Raw genomic sequence first — 15,993 nt, 5'->3', positions numbered from 1 at the left:
CGGGCCGGTCTATGGGGAGCGGCTCGTGACCCTCATCTCGTCCTCCCTCTATGCCGAGGCGACGGGCGGACCATGGGTGGCCCCACCCAGCTACAGCCAGGAGGTTGCTGCCGTACCACCTTCCACTCGCCCAGCACCAACTCCCATCGCCCCTGCACCCAAGGCAGAGGAAGAAGACAAACTTTCCTCTGGAACCGGTTACTTCGTCACGAACTCCGGTCACATCGTGACCAACCATCATGTCGTGAAGAGTTGCTCAACCATTGCCGTCTTCTCAGGCGACCAACCTGCTGCCGAAGGTCGGCTGATTGGGAGCGATGAGACAAACGACCTTGCGGTTCTCAAGACTGACCTCAAGCTAACGAAGGTCGCCAACATCCGGATCGGAGCGCGGCTTGGCGATCCCATCGCTGTGTTCGGGTACCCTCTGTCCCAGGTGCTCGCAAGTTCCGGAAACTTCACCCTTGGCAATATCACGGCACTCGCCGGAATGCGCGACGACACGCGCCACCTTCAGATATCTGCGCCGGTCCAAGCTGGAAACAGCGGAGGTCCACTTCTTGACGCCAGCGGGAATCTTGTCGGGACTATTATCTCGAAGCTCAATGCCATGAGGGTCGTCCAGGCCACGGGTGATATGCCCCAGAACGTGAACTTCGCGATCAAGTCTTCGGTGGTCGCGAGCTTCCTTGAGAGCCGGGGCATTTCTTACGAGACGAACGCCACTTCGAATGCCCTTGCTCCAGCCGATCTGGCCGACCATGCGAAAGCTCTGAGTGTGATGATCCTCTGTAAGTAAAGCTCAGCCTACCAGGAGCGGCAAGCATGAGGTGCTATGATGGTGCTCGAACTGAGCAAGGAGCGGTTGGGTGTTCTCCGACGTGCTCTCGAAGCAAGAGCCCGTGACATGCAAATGCGCTTGGGGAGCGACCCTGGCGATGAGGGCTTCCGGCGAGAGGCTACACTCTCAATCCAGCTTCTGCGACAGGTTGAGGCTCTGGAACGGCAAGCTGGCCACCGCGTGTGGGGCATCGGGAACATCGAGTCAATGCCGGAAGACAACGAGAACTGAGCCGGATCAACTGGTGCGCCGACCTTCCTTTCGTCGGCTGTCTAAATTGATCTGCCCCACCAGGGATCACGTATGGGCGGGGTGTTCCTCGACAAGGGTTTCGATCAAGCGCAACAGTTCCTGCTGTTCTGGACCGGTGCCGCGACTCAGGAAGGCCGCGATGTCCTCATGCTCCACGTGCCCTCCAGACGCTACATTGGCTTCGTGGTGGATGAACACAGCCCCTGAAGGGTCGCCGATCAGGTACCAGCGGTCGCCGCTTGGGCTTTCGTAGAGCTTACGCGCTTTCTTCATGGGAGGCTCCTGTCGGATCGACGTTGTGCGTCCACTGTAGCGCATTTCAGCAAAAAGCAGGAGGCGTTCTCGGCGTTAGCCTAAGCTGCAAGAGATTGGCGACACTGCGTTCGCCAGCGTTCGTTGAGAAGCTCTACATAGGGTTGTCGCCTCTCATGATGCTCTAAGATGATGCTGAACTTTCTGCCTTGCCTCGGGTCGTGCGCAAGATTGCTATTATCGATTTTCAGCAGATCAACTTCGTGGGAGAAGTCAATTTTCCAGATGATATTGATGATCGCCCGAATCTCTTTGGTCAGAGTTCCGCAGTATGCAGCATCCCGAAACTCGCTGTCTCTATACGCCATTCGTCCTGCCTCGGAATCACTATCAAGGTCGAAGGATCGATGTACGTTACCAGAGCGAGTAATGCTGCAAAAAACAGTGCATACCTACCGGATTCATTGGAGGTATCCCTTTGGCTGTAAAGCACGAAGGAACTTCATATAAACTCTGATAACGCACGGAGTTGTTTGAACAAATGAGCCTTCCGCCGCTCGCAAGCAACCTCCTGCATGTGACTGGCAAGCCGAGGTGCGCGCTAAGGCTTCCCACCCATCCCCAGGACGAGCTTTCTCCTGGACGGCGGTAGATCAGGCGGTCTCGTCGGACGATGTCGCAAAATTAGTTGCTGGATTCCGAGCCTATGGGAGCTTCGATGGGTAACTTCTTATCGGAGACGCCTATGCCGCCGCGACTCGACAAGATCACGCTGAGGCCAAACCCTGTAACTGGGCCACTGCTGGTAACGTCCCTCGGACTGGATCGCGCGCATCCCGGATATCTCAGATACCTGACAACGGCGTCTACCTTGAAGAGGCAAGCTAACTTCGTCGCTCTCATGGTTCTTGAGGATATCGGACCTGACTATCTCGCCTCTCGGTTCAGAGCCGTTGGACTGGTTGACGACACTATTGCCTCAGACTGTTCGGCGCAGATCGCACAGGTGCTCATTACGGCGAGAGCACAGGACATCTGCGGATGTGATGTCCTATTCGGCACGGCATCCTCAACAGCCTTGCGTGTTCTACACCGCATCGGCAATGAACCGCTCTCGGCAAATGGGTATCGTGCCCTGATCGACTTGATCTTTAATCCTGAACACCGAGAACGAGGACGAATCTTCAGCCAAGAATGCCCAGTATCAGAGACCACCATCAAAGCCGCTTTACGGTTGCCCATACTCCTTGTACGACCCGAGGTTCTGACCCGCCTCAAGTCAGTTGAGCAAATCGACGAACTCAGCGCCGCCTTTGACCTGATCTTTCCGCTCTTACCAGGCGCAATCCAGAGCGACGCATGGCAATCGTTGGAGGCCCTCAGTCCGAGTACAAGTTTGAGGAGTTGGCTCCGAAAGCTCGTTGAGAAAATCCCCAGGTACCCGGTCTCGGGTCCAATCAGCGATGATGCAGAAATGACGTTCCTGAGTTCTCCGCGAGCAATGGCCGACACAGGAAGACGCCTCCAGAACTGTTTGGCTACGCTGCTCTCTCAGCCGCTCCTGAACCGGTACGTTTACTATCTTTGGCACAAACCTGAATGTGTAGTCGAGCTTCGATGCTTGAGCAGAGGCTACTTCGTTCTCAAAGGCGTTCACACCACGGGTCATGGGACCGTAGATGCCGTAACTCTGATGCACATCAGGAAGAAATTCGAAAGCACCGGAAAGGTCCTCGTCGGGGCTGAAAACGCTGAAGCCAGAAAGGCCAATCGAGCAGCCAAATTGCTCGATGTTTGGGGACGAGGGTTGCCCAATCTTGATGACGACGAAGTGTTCGATCTTATAGACATAGAAGATACGGTGGAGATCACGACGGCATCAACCACATCTACGGTCAGCTAATGTCATCACCTACCGTTCGTGGAGCCCTTATTGGCGGCATCGTAGGTATCGTCCTGCACCTGATCGTCCGGTTCATTCTGGGCAATCTGGTGTGGATCGCCGATGGCCGTGCTGCTCATTTGGGTTCTTGCTAAGTGTTCTCCTAACAACCCAAAGGAGGTCTCGAAGCGAGCGGTACTCAACAGCTTCGACCCCAGTTCGATCTTGGTCTTCGATGCACGGGGAGTAACACCCTCTTACTCGACCTACGTCGAGGCAATTTCCGCGACCGTCCGGAATACCGGCAAAGCTCGAATATACGATCTACGGCTGTACTGTTCCTTTAAGCCTTCGCCGCCGCGTAGCCCTTCCGTAGCGGAAGCGTCGTGGGACATCGACCGTGTCTACACGAGCTACCACTATGGCTACATCAATCCTGGCACCACGGTCACCATTCACCTCATTCCAGAACCTAATGGTTACCTGAACGAGGCTGATCCCAACTCCTTCAAATGTGAGAGTCGCTTCGAGGTCGAAAAGAGTGATCTCCTGAAGGAGCAACCGTAGCATGGCCGAGGCCGTTGGCATGCTCGCTGCCTTGGGATTGCTCCTGACGCTTATTGCCGTCCTTATCTACGGTGTGGGTTGGCTGGTCGTTGCAACGCCTTTCATGCGGTTGTGTTTGATTTCAGTCGTTGGCATCCTGGCTCTCCGGGTGGTGCTCCTTCCTTTCGACTTCCTGACGATCTGGTGGACTGGCGAATACCCGGAGGTGGTTCTTGCCGATGAGCTAAAAGCCAAGACTCACGTCACCCTCTCGACGAGAATTAGCCCAACACGACGCTCAGGTAAGTTCACGCTCCTGGCGCAAGGATCGCTCACGAACGACTCTGATCGGATGATTGAGAGTATCTCCATTTGGTGCCGAGTTCCGAAACTCGGCTTCGGAGACAGCGAGGTTGTGGCTCGTAGGGTCGCCGTTACGGTTTCCCCAAAGGAGACGAAGAGCTTCTCGGGTGAGATAACCTCCGATATCACGGGCATAGCTAAGACCGGGCATGTCGCGCTGCAAGTGCCCGATCAGCATTTCTGCTTGTTAGATCAGGTCTACGGAGGTACGTAGGTTATTCCCTCAGATCGGCTCCTCCGAGCAAACGATAAATACCTCGATAACAATACGAGGTAACAAGACGATGCTTATTCCTGAGTTCTTAGCGAAACTCGCTGCTCTTAAGGCGAAGACACAAATCCCCGCCAATATGCCAGTTCACATCGTCGATGCTGTTGGCCTTTCCGAAGAACGCCTGGGCTATCCTCGCTTCCCTCAGGAGCTTACTGCTCGTCGCGAATGGATTGCCGAGAACTGCTATGGAGCGGTCGAGATCGAACCTATCCGTGATGCCCAGATGCGCCTTGTTGGAAGACGCTTCATATTCGCCAACCTCAACGATGCCACATACTACAAGTTACGTTGGAGTGGAGAGGTTCGCTAAGAGCTACGAGGATGGTAGGTTTACGGAGAGTCGCCATATTGGCCAGTTCTGTCCTAAAGTGAAAAGCCCCGGATTGCTCCGGGGCTTGTTACCTTAGATGACGTAGAAGTCCTTGTAGGTCAGAGTTAGACCTTTGTTCACTGTCGCAATCTGGACCAGTTGGCTGGAACCAGTTCCATCCACATCATAGTAGATCGCGCCTGTCTTCTTGTTGTGGATGATGTGGTCATCCTTATCGTGGGCCTTGGTACCCGAGTAGAAGAAGCTGCTCTTCAAGAGTGCGGGTTTGGTTGAGGAACCCGCCTTTCCAAGCGCCTTGAAGATTGCGTTCTCCAGGTAGATCGAATCGTCCCTCACATTGAAGTCAACGATCTTGTCGATGTTAGTCGTCTTGTTTGGCTTGGAGTTGAAGACGAAGTAGTCCTTTCCTGCGCCACCGGTAAGCTGATCTTTTCCGGCATCGCCGTAAAGACGATCATTCCCTATGCCGCCTGAGACCTGATCGTTACCGATGCCGCCGTAGACCCAATCGTTTCCGGCCCCTCCCGAGACTTGATCATTGCCGCCGCCGCCGTAGAGCTTCTCAGCCGCGTCTAAGCCAAGGATCATGTCACTGCCAGAGGTAGTAGGAGCAACCACAGGAGGCTGAGGAGTGGGCGGCTGCGGATTTGGAGACTGGGTGACGGGGACGAGACTATCGAGCGTAACGAGGCCGTCCCGGAAGTGGAGTGCTTCTATCCCAGAAATTAGATCGATTCCATCGTCACCATCGTTGGCCCAAACGTCTGTGACATTTACCGTTCCATCTGCGTTCTTACTGATCATATAGTCGTGGCGACCGCCCAAGTAATCGGCGACATCATAGCCGGAACCACCATCCAGCGTATCGTTGCCCATGCTACCGGTTAGGAGGTCATTGTCTGCGTCTCCAGCAATAACATCATCACCGAAGCTGCCGTCGATGGTGTCATCACCCGCGCCGCCACTGATCGCATTATTCGCACCACCGCCCCAAATTTTGTTGGCAAGGCCGTTACCGGTGGCACTTTGATACGAAAGGGTAACCTCAAGCCCATCTGTAAGCCAAAGGTCCTCGACCTCAGCAGCAAGGAGGTAATAGGCCGCATGGGAGTAGACTTCGTCCATGCCGCCATTGCTTCCCTCGACAACAACATCACTCGCCTCATCGATACTATAGGCGTCGTTGCCTTTCCCTCCGACCAAGGTGTCGCGTCCTGCACCGCCACTAAGTTGGTCGTTACCGTTCCCCGTGGTGATGACGTTATTCAAATCATTACCAAGTATGTAAACGCCACCCTCGCCAATAAACTTAGCATTTTCTATGTTAGCTGCTACCACGAAATTGTAGCCGTATGGATTGCTAACATATTCGATGGTATCGATGCCTTCATTAGCATTCTCTACCACGACTTCAGAGCCTCTTATGCGATATACATCGTCGCCTTTTCCGCCCACAAGACGGTCAAACTGCTCCATGTCACCTTGGCCACCGTCGAGCGTATCGTTTCCTGCGCCACCAATGATGGTGTTATTCAAGTTGTTACCTGTGCCACTAAAGTTTCCATCACCTACGAATTCAAGCTTTTCAATTGCATTGTCGTAGAAAATTGGAAAGGAAATGCCTATGCCGCCGGGGATAGGCGAGGGCGTATAGACGAAGTCTGTGGAAGGCACAGGATTTGCTAAGGTATATGAATTCAGCACCGTTTGGACGGTGTCGGTGCCGCCCTGTTCCCTAATCATGTCTCCAACATCATCGACGACATGAATGTCGTCTCCAAAGCCACCAACGAGGATATCTATCGCCATCTTTTCTGCCCCACAATTGAGCCATTTTTGGCTCATTTACGCCACAACAGACGATAACCGGTCAGTAGAGTGCAATCAGATTATGGACTCGGTGGATACAAGTTTTCTGAGTGTTGTAGTTTAGAGACATGAGCAGAACGAATGACCTCTCCTATTAACCAATTCGATTTTACCGGGCGGTAAGCGTCTCTGATCAGCCTTCCGGAAACCTTCTTCCAAACTCTTTGACGAATTCCTGACCTGTTCGACCCTCAAATGACAGTTTGGGAGAGTTTGGATGGCGACCGTTTACTGACTTGGGAAACGAGGTGCCGAGACATACAAGATCAGGTCTGTTGCTTAGACGGGAGTTCAGACAGCCTACGCGTACCCTGTACAAGAGCGTCGCCCGATGAGCCACATCTCTCTAACTCGAAGTCAGACTCTTCAGTACCCGATACACGGATGCTCGTCCGATCCCGAGGCGCTGGGCGATAGCAGTAGCTCCATGACCCTCGTCCCGTAGCTGACGAATCTCGTCTGGTTTGATTGTCGGCGGACGGCCTTGGTAGGTCCGCTCATGCTTGGGTTTCGTGCTGTCGATTTCCTTGATGCGGCGGATGGCTTCGACCTGTCGCTCTCGTCGTAGGTTAGTCTCCAGTTCCGCAAACACGCCCAGGAGGTCCAGCATGCATTTTCCAAGAGGCGTTGACGTGTCGATAGGCTGCTCGGTCGCCTTCAAGGCGACGCCCTTTGACTTGAACACTCGCAGGATATCCTGGAGGTCCGCAATCGACCGTGCGATTCGATCTACACGCGTCACGTAGATCGTGTCGCCGTCTCTGACGAAATCGAGCAGGGTCTGTAACTCGACGCGACCTTCACGGGTCGTCGCACTTTTCTTCTCGGAGCGAATGACAGAGCAACCTGCTGCACGGAGTGCATCAATCTGAACATCGAGACTTTGAGATGCGTGAGATACTCTCGCGTAACCGTAGACTGCCATAACGACCTCAAGTGTCTTGTTTGGGTGTCATCACGGTAGATCGAGTCTCAAATCCCGCAACCAATTCATACGAGACGCTTTCGACAGGTCAGGAGCGTCTCGGAAGAGTGTCTTGCCAGAGGTTACTCACTTAAGACAGTGGGATAGCGTTCCGAGGTCTGAACCGAAGGCACCGCCACGTCACAGAGTACCGCAGTCAAATAGGACAATCGTTGCTATATTCGGAGTGTAAGAAAGGCGCTGCCTCGGTCTTGGAACCCGAGGCGTCGATAAAGGACCTCTGCTCGGTTCCCGGCAACCACCTCAAGGTGCATAGCAGCACAACCCGCATCCCGTGCGAAGCTGATCAACGCGTTCATGACGGAGCGCCCGAGACCATGACCTCGTTCAGAGGGGATGATGTAGAAATCATCCAAGAACACATCACGCCCACCTAACTCGACCGAATAGCCAAAGCACAGCACTGCATAGCCGATCACATCGGAAGTGCTCTCGATCTTGAACACGAGGCCATGAGTCTGGTCAGCGAAAAGGTGCCCAAGGGCGCGCTCGCCTTGATAGCTGAGGGGGTGACCATCCTCCGCATGGAAAGCACGTGCTAAGCTGAGGATGGCAGTCGCGTCCATTGCATCGGCGATGGAGAGACGATGACCGAGGGCATCCAGTGCCGGGGGATGTGACGGGCTCATGATGGTATCATCTTACAATCGATCTCGTAGTAGGATACAGACCTGAACTGCTACGTTCGCACGAACATGACATTGAGCAGGTGGGTTGCCCACCGCCGCCGATAGCAGCAGGACTTTCAGTCCGATCTGTGATATAGAAGGAGCTACTGGCCTAAGCTACAGATTGCGTGATCTTCCACAACTTCGGGAGGTTACAATGCTTCTCAAGCATGTCTTCCTGCTCGCTGTGAGCTACCTGCTTTCCTTGTCCCTGAGCCATGCTGCTGATTTGGTGAAGTTCGAGAGTGCCAAGGTGCCGGTTAGCGAGTTCCAGCAGAAACGGGCACAAGCCAGGGGCGAGGTTCTTCAGCCCCCACGCGGCGACGAGGTACAGGCACACATCGTCAAGCCAACTGCCAGTGGTCCCCATCCGGTCATCATCTACCTGCACGACTGTGGTGGGTTAGCTCCCGAGGTGAAATCGAGCGCTTTCGATGCTCGAAGCATTGTGGCTGAATCTTCGCGCGAGGCATTCTGGACCAAGCGCCTCCTGTCTTGGGGCTATGCGGTGGTGCTGGTGGATAGCCACACAACGCGCAGCATCAAGGACACCTGTGCCGATGGGAAGATGAGCACTAATCGTGTTGCTGATGCCTATGGGGCTCTCGCCTATGTTGCAAGACAACCTTGGGCGGACCCGCAGCGCATCGGCCTTCTGGGCTTCCAAACCGGTGACCACTGGCGGGTTCCTGCACTTGGAGACACCACCGCCTTTGTGATCGGGCCTGAGCGGTTCAAGGCGGCTGTGGCCTTCGTCTATTCTCCACTTTGTGGCCTGAAGTCAGGCATGGCGGCTCCAACCCTCGTTATCAATGGAATCTCTGTTCCAGAGAAGGCCGAGACATGCCCTCGCTCGACCGCACAGCAATCCGAGGGTGGAGCGCCAGCCGAAGAAAGAGTTGCGCCGAACCTCTTTAAGGAATTTTGAGCCCAACTCAGCCATGCCGGATAAGGCAACTTTTGCGGAATGGCTCAAGTCAGAACCCGAGAGTGCTGAGATGGCAGCGGTTCAGGTGAGGGATTTCTTTGCTCAGCATCTCAGGCCATAGATGACTGTTAGGGCAAAACGACTTCAGGGACGATGGCGTCGTGAACATAGCGGACTGTGGCGAACATAAGCCTTATGCGTCCTCGGTCACTACAACCTTCCAGGGATTATGAGTTCTCTCAGTCCCGCTCAAGCTTTTGGCCTATGTGCAAGTAACCGGGGCTGTATTGGGCTTGTTCCTGAAGGCGCTTCAAATCATTGATGATCAAGGTCTTGCCGCGCGAGGTGATCAGCCCATCGGCTCGAAGGTCTTGGAGTACCCTATTGATGTGGACGGTGCTCGTTCCGAACGCGTCCCCCAACTCCTCCTGCGTGATCGGCAATTCATAGCTGTCCTCATTCATCAGACCCGCTGGTTGAAGTCGATCCCGCAACTCGCAGAGAAAGTGTGCAAGGCGCTCGCGAGCCTCCATGTGCCCAAGCGTGGTCAGCCACGCCCGATGCACAGCACCATCAACAAGTGTGCTGAGCCACAGCACCCGTGTCAGGTATGGGTAGTTCTTCGTGATCTCCTTCAGATCACTGTGGGGGACCTGAGCCACGTGCAGGTGGTCATCGCAGCAACCCCATCGTCCATTGGCTTAAGCAGGAAGCAGTGTAGGTCCGCAAAGTCGCCGGGAACGTGAAAGGCGGTGATCTGTCGCCGTCCATCAGGCGAATGGTTGTGACGAATAGCGAAACCTTCAAGGATGAGGCTGCTGTGGGCGGGGCTGCTGCCCTCCTGCACGATGCTCTCGCGGGGCTGATAGATCACTGTCTGAGAGGTGATCTGCTGGATTACCTGCTTCTCCTCCTCAGAGAGAGGGCCGTGCTGTTCCAGCTTCTGAACCAAGGGATAGTACATGCTGCCTCCTGCCAAGCTCAGAGGTTGGGCACCGACTTAGAGGTCGAGTGGAACACATCAAGCAGGGCCTTGTACAGGCGGGGTGGCAGAGCCTCGATGAAGGGGATCGTCATCAACTCCCGACCGGCTTCATCTGTGATGACGATTGCATCATCCAGCGGATTGTCGGTTCCACGTTTGATGGCTTCGGCCAGAATGTCTCTGATACCCTGGATAGCCTCAGCCCGAGCCGCATCAAGATCGCGAAGCTCAACTCCTTCAGGGTCTTGGATAAGCCGGTCGCCTTGTCGAATATGGCGATAATATCGGGACATACGCCCCAACAATCGAGGCCATTCAATGTTCCTTGTTCAAGCCGCAGCAACCGCTTTCAAGGCTTCGCAGTGTCGTCAAATGCCAATATAAACATAAATCAATGACAGACAATCACTTGTGTGGGACAGTAATTTCATCATCAGCAACCGATCTCAGGCGCTGATGGCCGAGAGATACGTGCGCTTCCGCCTGTAACTCAGGGAAGCATGATCATGCGCTCGTCTATTCGTCCCGGCTACAATCCGCTCATCCGCAAGCTGGAGAGCATCTTCACACTGACTGACGACGAGCGACAGGCTCTCGAACATCTTCCGATGCAGACGACCGCCATCAAGGAGGGTCAGGACATCGTGCGCGAGGGGGATCGTCTCTCCCGGTCGTGCCTGATCCTGAGCGGTTTTGCCTGTACCTACAAGACAACAGCCCAAGGCAAGCGCCAGATCGTCTCTTTCGTCATCGCTGGTGACATTCCCGACCTACAAAGCCTGCATTTGAAGGTTCTCGACAATAGCTTCAGCACCATCAGCCCGTGCAGTGTAGGGTTCGTCACCCATGACGCCCTGCGTGACCTCTGCACATGCTATCCCCGGATTGCGAGCGCGTTCTGGCGCGAGACCCTCATCGATGCTGCTATCTTCCGGGAATGGGTGATGAATGTCGGACGGCGCGACGCTTACCACCGCATGGCCCATATTCTGTGCGAGTTGATGGTACGCATGAAGGCGGCGGGCCTCGCCGAGGGCCATGTCTGCGATCTGCCGATCACCCAGGTTGAGTTCGCGGATGCGCTCGGCCTAACAACAGTCCACGTTAACCGCGTGTTCCAGCAGCTACGGGGCGACGGCCTGATCGTAACCCAAGGAACAAGGCTGACCATTCCCGATTGGGACAAGCTGAGGGAAGTCGGTGAATTCGACCCGATGTACCTTCATTTAGAACACGCGGAGGCAGCGGCTTGAACTTCAATCGCCACCATTTCGTTGGAGGGGTGCAAAACCCTGCAATTGCTCCTGCGACACAATCTATAATCGCGGTCGGTGCAATGGGCGGCGGCTACTTCCCCCACGTCGAAGCCATCATGATGTAAACCGAGGAATCAATGATCTTCGTTGTCACTGGAGAAGGCGAGAACGGTCCGGTTTCCACCACCTGTGAGACGGCTGTTTCAGCACTTCAGTCGGCGCGTAGGCTGGCTGACGAGGGTATCCGGGATGTTCTGATCGACGCAGGTGGGCAGGAATTCGCAGTGGCTGATTTTAAACGTCTGTTTGTTGAGCCCGGTCCAACCGTATCGTAGGAGCAAGGGCTGGAGCCCAGTCCTATGCGGCAGTCACTGGGAAACAGACCTCGGCGCATGTTCCAGGGGAACCGGGCTCGATCTCGTGACGACCACCAAGCTGGGCAACAAACGATCTGATCAGGCGCTGACCCAGGCCGGTGGATGATGGCGAGGAGGCGCTTTCGCGACTGGCGGACAGACCTACACCATCATCTCTCACGGCAAGGCAGTATTCATCGCCCTTGCGCGTGAACGTCACTCCAACCCTCCCGTCCCGATCCTCCGGGAAGGCGTATTTGAGCGCGTTGACAAGAAGCTCGTTGATGATCAACCCAACCGAGACCGCCTGAGTGAGTGGGATCGGGTGACTTTCAGCTTCGATTTCGAGGCGAATAGGACGAAGGCCGATCAGTGCCGATTCCAGATCGCGACAGAGTTCCTCGATGAACGAGCGACTGTCGGCTAACACGGCACCCTCGAACCGTACCAGACGCCGCTGCACCTTGGCCATGACGCTGACGCGCTCGGCGGCGGTCATGAAATCTTCCCGCGTAGGTTCTTTGGCGCTACGGGCTTGGAGATGAAGCAGCGAGATCACCGTATGCAAGTTGTTCATGATCCGGTGGTTTGTCTCGATCAGAAGCTCAGCCTTATCGGACTCTGAGGCGCGGGTAACATCGTGTGCTCGCTTCAGTTGCCGATAGGCGGCATGCTGGGCCTCAATGATGATTGTGATGGCCACCCCGATCACCACAAACAAGCACCAGCCGAGAAACTGGCCAGGGTCCTTGATGGCGAAGCTGCCGAGGGGCTCCAGGAAGAAAAAGGCTGACAGAACGGCGCTTAGCACCGTCGCGACGAGGCCGCTGCCTTGGTTGAACAGTACAGCCGAGAGGATGATGGCAGGAAAGAACAGAAGAAAAGGAAAGTCCTTCAGTGCATCAGAGAAGGTTTGCCTGAGAGCAAATGCCAATAGAACCAGGATCGCTGTCGCGCTGTAGCGAGCAACCCACGGTAGATGCCGAAGAGACCACGTTTTCTCATACAACTCTCTCATCGTAGGGAGGCTAATTAACTGAGTATAGCTATGGTTCCCTGACTTGTAGCTTTAAGCTGGGTCCTCTGTAGGGCGAAATCTTAACACCTCGTGGTGACGCGTGATCAGACACCGGGCTCAACCCGACGCTTTGGCAATGACAAGCCTCCCACATCGTTGGCACAGTTTGTGGAGCACTGATCGTCGTCAGGAGTCGCCCTTAGCCTTCAACTCATCCTGTAATGCAATCAGGCGCTGAGCGAAGGGTTCGCGCTGTTCACTGTGCTGCACCCGCAGCTTTTCCAGCAAGTGGTACTGGAGGGTAGCACCTAAGTTGCTTTTGCTGAGTTCCTTGCACTTACGCTCATAGGCGAGATCGATGTCAATCAGCACATCGATCAGAGCTTGCGGTGTGAGTGGAAGTCCTGAAGGCTCTGGCTGGCCCTGTAGCTCCTCACTCGTCTCGTTAGCACAAAGCGCTGCCGAATCGGTCACCTTCATCCCCTGAGCCGTCACGTCGAGCAAAGTCCCGTTAGAGGAGGCACAGGGTCGGTGTCTGTCTGATACCCGACTCAAGCGGAAGCGTTCATCCCGCAGGTGATGAGCCTTCCGTCAGTTCATGGACCAGTCTTATGACCGCTGCCATCCGGTTGGGCTTTTTGACAAATCGAGCATCTGGAGCCACCCCGGTGAACCCGGATGGCAACGCCCCAGAAGTGACGATCACCGAAATGTTCGGGTGTAACGTCTGGGCGATCTGAGCAAGATCGAAGCCATTGAGGAGACCCGGCATGGTCACGTCCGTGAACACGACACCGATGTCATCCTTGGCTTGAAGGATGGTCACGGCGTAATCGGCGGAAGGAGCCTCGATAACCTCGAAGCCTTCATGCTCCCGGAATTCCACCGCTACGGTTCTCCCAGCCGGTTGATCCCCGACCACGAGGATCAGTTTTCGTTCAGAGGATACCCTGCGCTCGGTCATAGGTCGGGGCATAGGGTAGCCCCTCCTAAAGGTCAAAGCTGACCATCGGGTGCGACCAACGAAAAGAGGCAGGAGACCATGAGTGATCTCCTGCCAGTCAGAGGGAACCAATGCAATGAAGCTTCAAGAGAACTCTCGCCACTCTGTCCGCTGTCAAACAATGATCAACCTCGAAGACTGTTCCGATCCCAAGGTATAATCTTGTTGAATTTCTCCATCGCTTTAAATCTGTGTTTATGTTAAGAGTATTTACATAGGCACAGATCAGACTTTTGAAGCAAAAATAGACTTAAACTGGCTTTTTACTTTGACGACAGCGGAAAAGTCCCGAATTCTCTTGGGCTGACCGGACGAGGGAGGCCAGCAGGATGGGACAGGGCTCGGAAGGCACTCGCGTTGCGTTGATCGTCGAGGACGACAAGGAGCTTAGGGCTCTGGCAGTTGCGCTGTTGGAGGAGACAGACCTCCAGGTTGTCGAAGCTTCCAGCGCCGAGGAGGCGTTGCAGTACCTGCGCTACAACGCAGGGGACGTTGCCTTTCTTTTCTCTGACGTGCGGCTACCATCCCTCATGGATGGCGTGGACCTTGCACGGACGGTTCGGCTGAAGTGGCCCTGGATCAAAACGGTCCTGACTTCGGGTGCGCCGCTTGAGGAGGACCTCGATAAAGCTCTGAGACAGGTCCGGTTCATGCCAAAGCCATGGAGGGCTTTGGAGGTCCTGATGGAGGCCGAGAAGGCGGTCAAATCGAGCGATTTCGAGGAGACTGCTCTTCGTAGTCACGCCGAAGTGTTTGGAGCACTACGCGCCTGAACTCATCAAACAGGCGACGTAAGTGTATGGAATCCGCCTCGCATAATCGTGTCGGGGCACCATGATGCTTGTGTCACCTCAAGTCGGTCTCCAGCAATGACACACCTATCTATGACAGAGATAGGCAGCAAACCTATGGCTATGTGTGATTTTTCGAATGGTGGACTCGCAATGTGAGCATGATTACTGCAAGTCTAATCAAGTAATTTATACTGGCGGGAGGCAAGGATCGGAACCAGCCTTAGCGGTTCTCGTTGAAAGGCAAACGAGAGATGCCAGGATGACCACTCCCTCCATCACCGCTGACGAGTTTCGTGCCGCTACCCCAAGCCTTCGGGCGTTTGCCATGTCTTTGTGCGGCAACAGGGATGAGGCTGATGATCTGGTTCAAGACACGCTTCTTAGAGCGTGGGCGAAGATGGACCGGTTTGAGCGCGGTACCAACCTCAACGCGTGGCTTTTCACGATCCTGCGCAATATCTTCTTTTCTGCCCGTCGCAAGAGGGGCAAAGAGGTGGAGGATGCAGACGGCTCCTACGCAAGTCGTCTCACCTCGATCCCAGAGCAGGAAGCGCGCCTTGACCTGGAGGACCTCCAGGGGGCGCTGATGATGTTGTCGGCAGATCAACGTGAAGCGTTGCTCCTGGTTGGGGTTGAAGGGTTCTCATACGAGCAAGCCGCAGCGATTTGCGGGTGCGTGGTTGGCACGATCAAGAGCCGGGTCAATCGTGCTCGCACCCGGTTGGCTGCTCTTTTGTATGTCGAGAGCGAGAGTGACCTTGGAGCCGACAAGATCGTGCTGGCTGTGTTGCCGATGGCCGCAGAGCCTATCCCACAGTCTGCACCGTAGTACCCCTATGCTGGTGGAGATCGAGCGCGAGTTCTTGGTCGCCAAGGGTGGACCAAGCGTGAATCAGAGGACGAAGGAGGGCTACTTTAGGTTCAATATGGGTCAGGAGCGTATCGGGCTAATCGTGAGCTACCCGCACTAAGGCTTGCCGCCTTTCGTCGTCAAATGTTCCGTAGCCCAAAGCGCGGCTTGGGTTCGATTGGCAGCGCCGACCTTGCGCAAGATTGCTTTCACGTGAACCTTGATCGTCGCCTCAGCAACATCAAGCCTCTTTGCAATGACCTTGTTAGGCTCACCACGCATCAGGCTGCGCAGTATCTCGGCCTCTCGGGGAGAGAGTCTGTGTATCCCCGCATCGTGTAGCAATGGCGCTGCCATGGGGCTGTCCTGATCCGGCTTAGTGTTCGAAGTCATTTCGCTGAGCATTGAGAGGACCAGCGCCATCGGCACAATCTTCTCGCCGGTCATCACCAACTCAAGCGATTTGATCAGAACCTCACGGTTGCCCGTGGTCAGACAGAAGCCATCGGCTCCCACTTCAATCCCGAGCCGAACAAAGCT

At 55.0% G+C, this 15,993-nt stretch carries 20 protein-coding genes; 9 read left to right on the top strand and 11 right to left on the bottom strand.

The genetic code is table 11. The features are described 5' to 3' along the window. Nucleotides 1-25 precede the first annotated feature (25 nt). Nucleotides 26-799 carry a S1C family serine protease gene (locus JKG68_RS33340; RefSeq protein ID WP_312890770.1) on the top strand — a complete coding sequence of 258 codons (774 nt, stop codon included), beginning with the start codon at nucleotides 26-28 and terminating at the stop codon, nucleotides 797-799. 339 nt (nucleotides 800-1,138) lie between these two features. Here the strand turns inward: JKG68_RS33340 and JKG68_RS09710 are convergent, their stop codons facing one another. After that, nucleotides 1,139-1,366: a hypothetical protein gene (locus JKG68_RS09710; protein WP_202058725.1), complete on the bottom strand. Its 228-nt coding sequence runs from the start codon at nucleotides 1,364-1,366 to the stop codon at nucleotides 1,139-1,141. Nucleotides 1,367-2,090: 724 nt separating this feature from the next. Here JKG68_RS09710 and JKG68_RS09705 point away from each other — a divergent pair. The 3 genes from JKG68_RS09705 to JKG68_RS09695 all read left to right on the top strand — a co-directional run bounded on the left by JKG68_RS09705 (nucleotide 2,091) and on the right by JKG68_RS09695 (nucleotide 4,720). Then, a complete protein-coding gene (locus JKG68_RS09705; protein ID WP_202058723.1) occupies nucleotides 2,091-3,248 on the top strand; it encodes a hypothetical protein in 1,158 nt (385 codons plus the stop codon). A 547-nt stretch (nucleotides 3,249-3,795) separates the two neighbouring features. Continuing rightward, the gene (locus JKG68_RS09700; protein ID WP_202058721.1) at nucleotides 3,796-4,350 is read left to right on the top strand and encodes a hypothetical protein; all 555 of its coding nucleotides are present in this window, start codon (nucleotides 3,796-3,798) and stop codon (nucleotides 4,348-4,350) included. A gap of 70 nt (nucleotides 4,351-4,420) precedes the next feature. Next, nucleotides 4,421-4,720 carry a hypothetical protein gene (locus tag JKG68_RS09695; protein WP_202058719.1) on the top strand — a complete coding sequence of 100 codons (300 nt, stop codon included), beginning with the start codon at nucleotides 4,421-4,423 and terminating at the stop codon, nucleotides 4,718-4,720. A 93-nt stretch (nucleotides 4,721-4,813) separates the two neighbouring features. On the opposite strand, the gene JKG68_RS09690 is transcribed toward JKG68_RS09695, so the two are convergent. The 3 genes from JKG68_RS09690 to JKG68_RS09680 all read right to left on the bottom strand — a co-directional run bounded on the left by JKG68_RS09690 (nucleotide 4,814) and on the right by JKG68_RS09680 (nucleotide 8,224). After that, entirely contained in the window at nucleotides 4,814-6,586 is a 1,773-nt protein-coding gene (locus JKG68_RS09690; RefSeq protein WP_202058717.1) for a calcium-binding protein, read from the bottom strand. Nucleotides 6,587-6,956: 370 nt separating this feature from the next. Next, a complete protein-coding gene (locus tag JKG68_RS09685; protein ID WP_202058715.1) occupies nucleotides 6,957-7,535 on the bottom strand; it encodes a recombinase family protein in 579 nt (192 codons plus the stop codon). A gap of 215 nt (nucleotides 7,536-7,750) precedes the next feature. Beyond that, nucleotides 7,751-8,224 carry a GNAT family N-acetyltransferase gene (locus JKG68_RS09680; RefSeq protein WP_202058713.1) on the bottom strand — a complete coding sequence of 158 codons (474 nt, stop codon included), beginning with the start codon at nucleotides 8,222-8,224 and terminating at the stop codon, nucleotides 7,751-7,753. A gap of 196 nt (nucleotides 8,225-8,420) precedes the next feature. On the opposite strand from JKG68_RS09680, the gene JKG68_RS09675 reads away from it, so the two are divergent. Continuing rightward, nucleotides 8,421-9,191 (top strand): dienelactone hydrolase family protein, encoded by a 771-nt coding sequence (locus JKG68_RS09675; RefSeq protein WP_202058710.1) that lies wholly within the window; start codon nucleotides 8,421-8,423, stop codon nucleotides 9,189-9,191. 239 nt (nucleotides 9,192-9,430) lie between these two features. On the opposite strand, the gene JKG68_RS34510 is transcribed toward JKG68_RS09675, so the two are convergent. From JKG68_RS34510 to JKG68_RS34675, 3 genes are read right to left on the bottom strand one after another with little or no spacing between them, the layout of a single operon-like run. After that, entirely contained in the window at nucleotides 9,431-9,853 is a 423-nt protein-coding gene (locus JKG68_RS34510) for a Crp/Fnr family transcriptional regulator (RefSeq protein WP_202058709.1), read from the bottom strand. Continuing rightward, complete coding sequence (locus JKG68_RS09665; RefSeq protein WP_202058707.1) at nucleotides 9,826-10,155, bottom strand: cyclic nucleotide-binding domain-containing protein; 330 nt, start codon at nucleotides 10,153-10,155, stop codon at nucleotides 9,826-9,828. Before JKG68_RS09665 ends, JKG68_RS34510 begins: the two co-directional genes overlap by 28 nt. Before the next feature lie 17 nt (nucleotides 10,156-10,172). Further along, on the bottom strand, nucleotides 10,173-10,469 hold the full coding sequence (locus JKG68_RS34675; RefSeq protein ID WP_376773129.1) for a DUF6894 family protein: 297 nt from the start codon (nucleotides 10,467-10,469) through the stop codon (nucleotides 10,173-10,175). A 213-nt stretch (nucleotides 10,470-10,682) separates the two neighbouring features. Here JKG68_RS34675 and JKG68_RS09655 point away from each other — a divergent pair, with 213 nt between their 5' ends. Together JKG68_RS09655 and JKG68_RS09650 are read left to right on the top strand one after the other, a co-directional pair. Next, a complete protein-coding gene (locus JKG68_RS09655; protein WP_202058703.1) occupies nucleotides 10,683-11,429 on the top strand; it encodes a Crp/Fnr family transcriptional regulator in 747 nt (248 codons plus the stop codon). Nucleotides 11,430-11,569: 140 nt separating this feature from the next. Then, a complete protein-coding gene (locus tag JKG68_RS09650; protein ID WP_202058701.1) occupies nucleotides 11,570-11,767 on the top strand; it encodes a hypothetical protein in 198 nt (65 codons plus the stop codon). A gap of 22 nt (nucleotides 11,768-11,789) precedes the next feature. Here the strand turns inward: JKG68_RS09650 and JKG68_RS09645 are convergent, their stop codons facing one another. The 3 genes from JKG68_RS09645 to JKG68_RS09635 all read right to left on the bottom strand — a co-directional run bounded on the left by JKG68_RS09645 (nucleotide 11,790) and on the right by JKG68_RS09635 (nucleotide 13,782). Continuing rightward, on the bottom strand, nucleotides 11,790-12,797 hold the full coding sequence (locus JKG68_RS09645) for a sensor histidine kinase (RefSeq protein WP_202058698.1): 1,008 nt from the start codon (nucleotides 12,795-12,797) through the stop codon (nucleotides 11,790-11,792). 195 nt (nucleotides 12,798-12,992) lie between these two features. Further along, on the bottom strand, nucleotides 12,993-13,280 hold the full coding sequence (locus JKG68_RS09640; protein WP_202058696.1) for a hypothetical protein: 288 nt from the start codon (nucleotides 13,278-13,280) through the stop codon (nucleotides 12,993-12,995). Between the two features lie 91 nt (nucleotides 13,281-13,371). Further along, nucleotides 13,372-13,782 carry a response regulator gene (locus JKG68_RS09635; RefSeq protein WP_246515274.1) on the bottom strand — a complete coding sequence of 137 codons (411 nt, stop codon included), beginning with the start codon at nucleotides 13,780-13,782 and terminating at the stop codon, nucleotides 13,372-13,374. Between the two features lie 356 nt (nucleotides 13,783-14,138). Here JKG68_RS09635 and JKG68_RS09630 point away from each other — a divergent pair, with 356 nt between their 5' ends. Together JKG68_RS09630 and JKG68_RS09625 are read left to right on the top strand one after the other, a co-directional pair. Beyond that, entirely contained in the window at nucleotides 14,139-14,582 is a 444-nt protein-coding gene (locus tag JKG68_RS09630; RefSeq protein WP_202058694.1) for a response regulator, read from the top strand. Between the two features lie 280 nt (nucleotides 14,583-14,862). Then, nucleotides 14,863-15,432 carry a sigma-70 family RNA polymerase sigma factor gene (locus tag JKG68_RS09625; RefSeq protein ID WP_202058692.1) on the top strand — a complete coding sequence of 190 codons (570 nt, stop codon included), beginning with the start codon at nucleotides 14,863-14,865 and terminating at the stop codon, nucleotides 15,430-15,432. A gap of 138 nt (nucleotides 15,433-15,570) precedes the next feature. On the opposite strand, the gene JKG68_RS09620 is transcribed toward JKG68_RS09625, so the two are convergent. Further along, nucleotides 15,571-15,993, bottom strand: a 423-nt coding sequence (locus JKG68_RS09620; protein ID WP_202058690.1) for a LuxR C-terminal-related transcriptional regulator, incomplete at its 5' end; no start/stop codon positions are given.

The sequence above is a fragment of the Microvirga aerilata genome (assembly GCF_016743775.1).
Lineage (GTDB): Bacteria > Pseudomonadota > Alphaproteobacteria > Rhizobiales > Beijerinckiaceae > Microvirga > Microvirga aerilata.
Note: the sequence above shows the minus strand (reverse complement) of the source record. Positions and strands in the feature narration are given on the sequence as shown.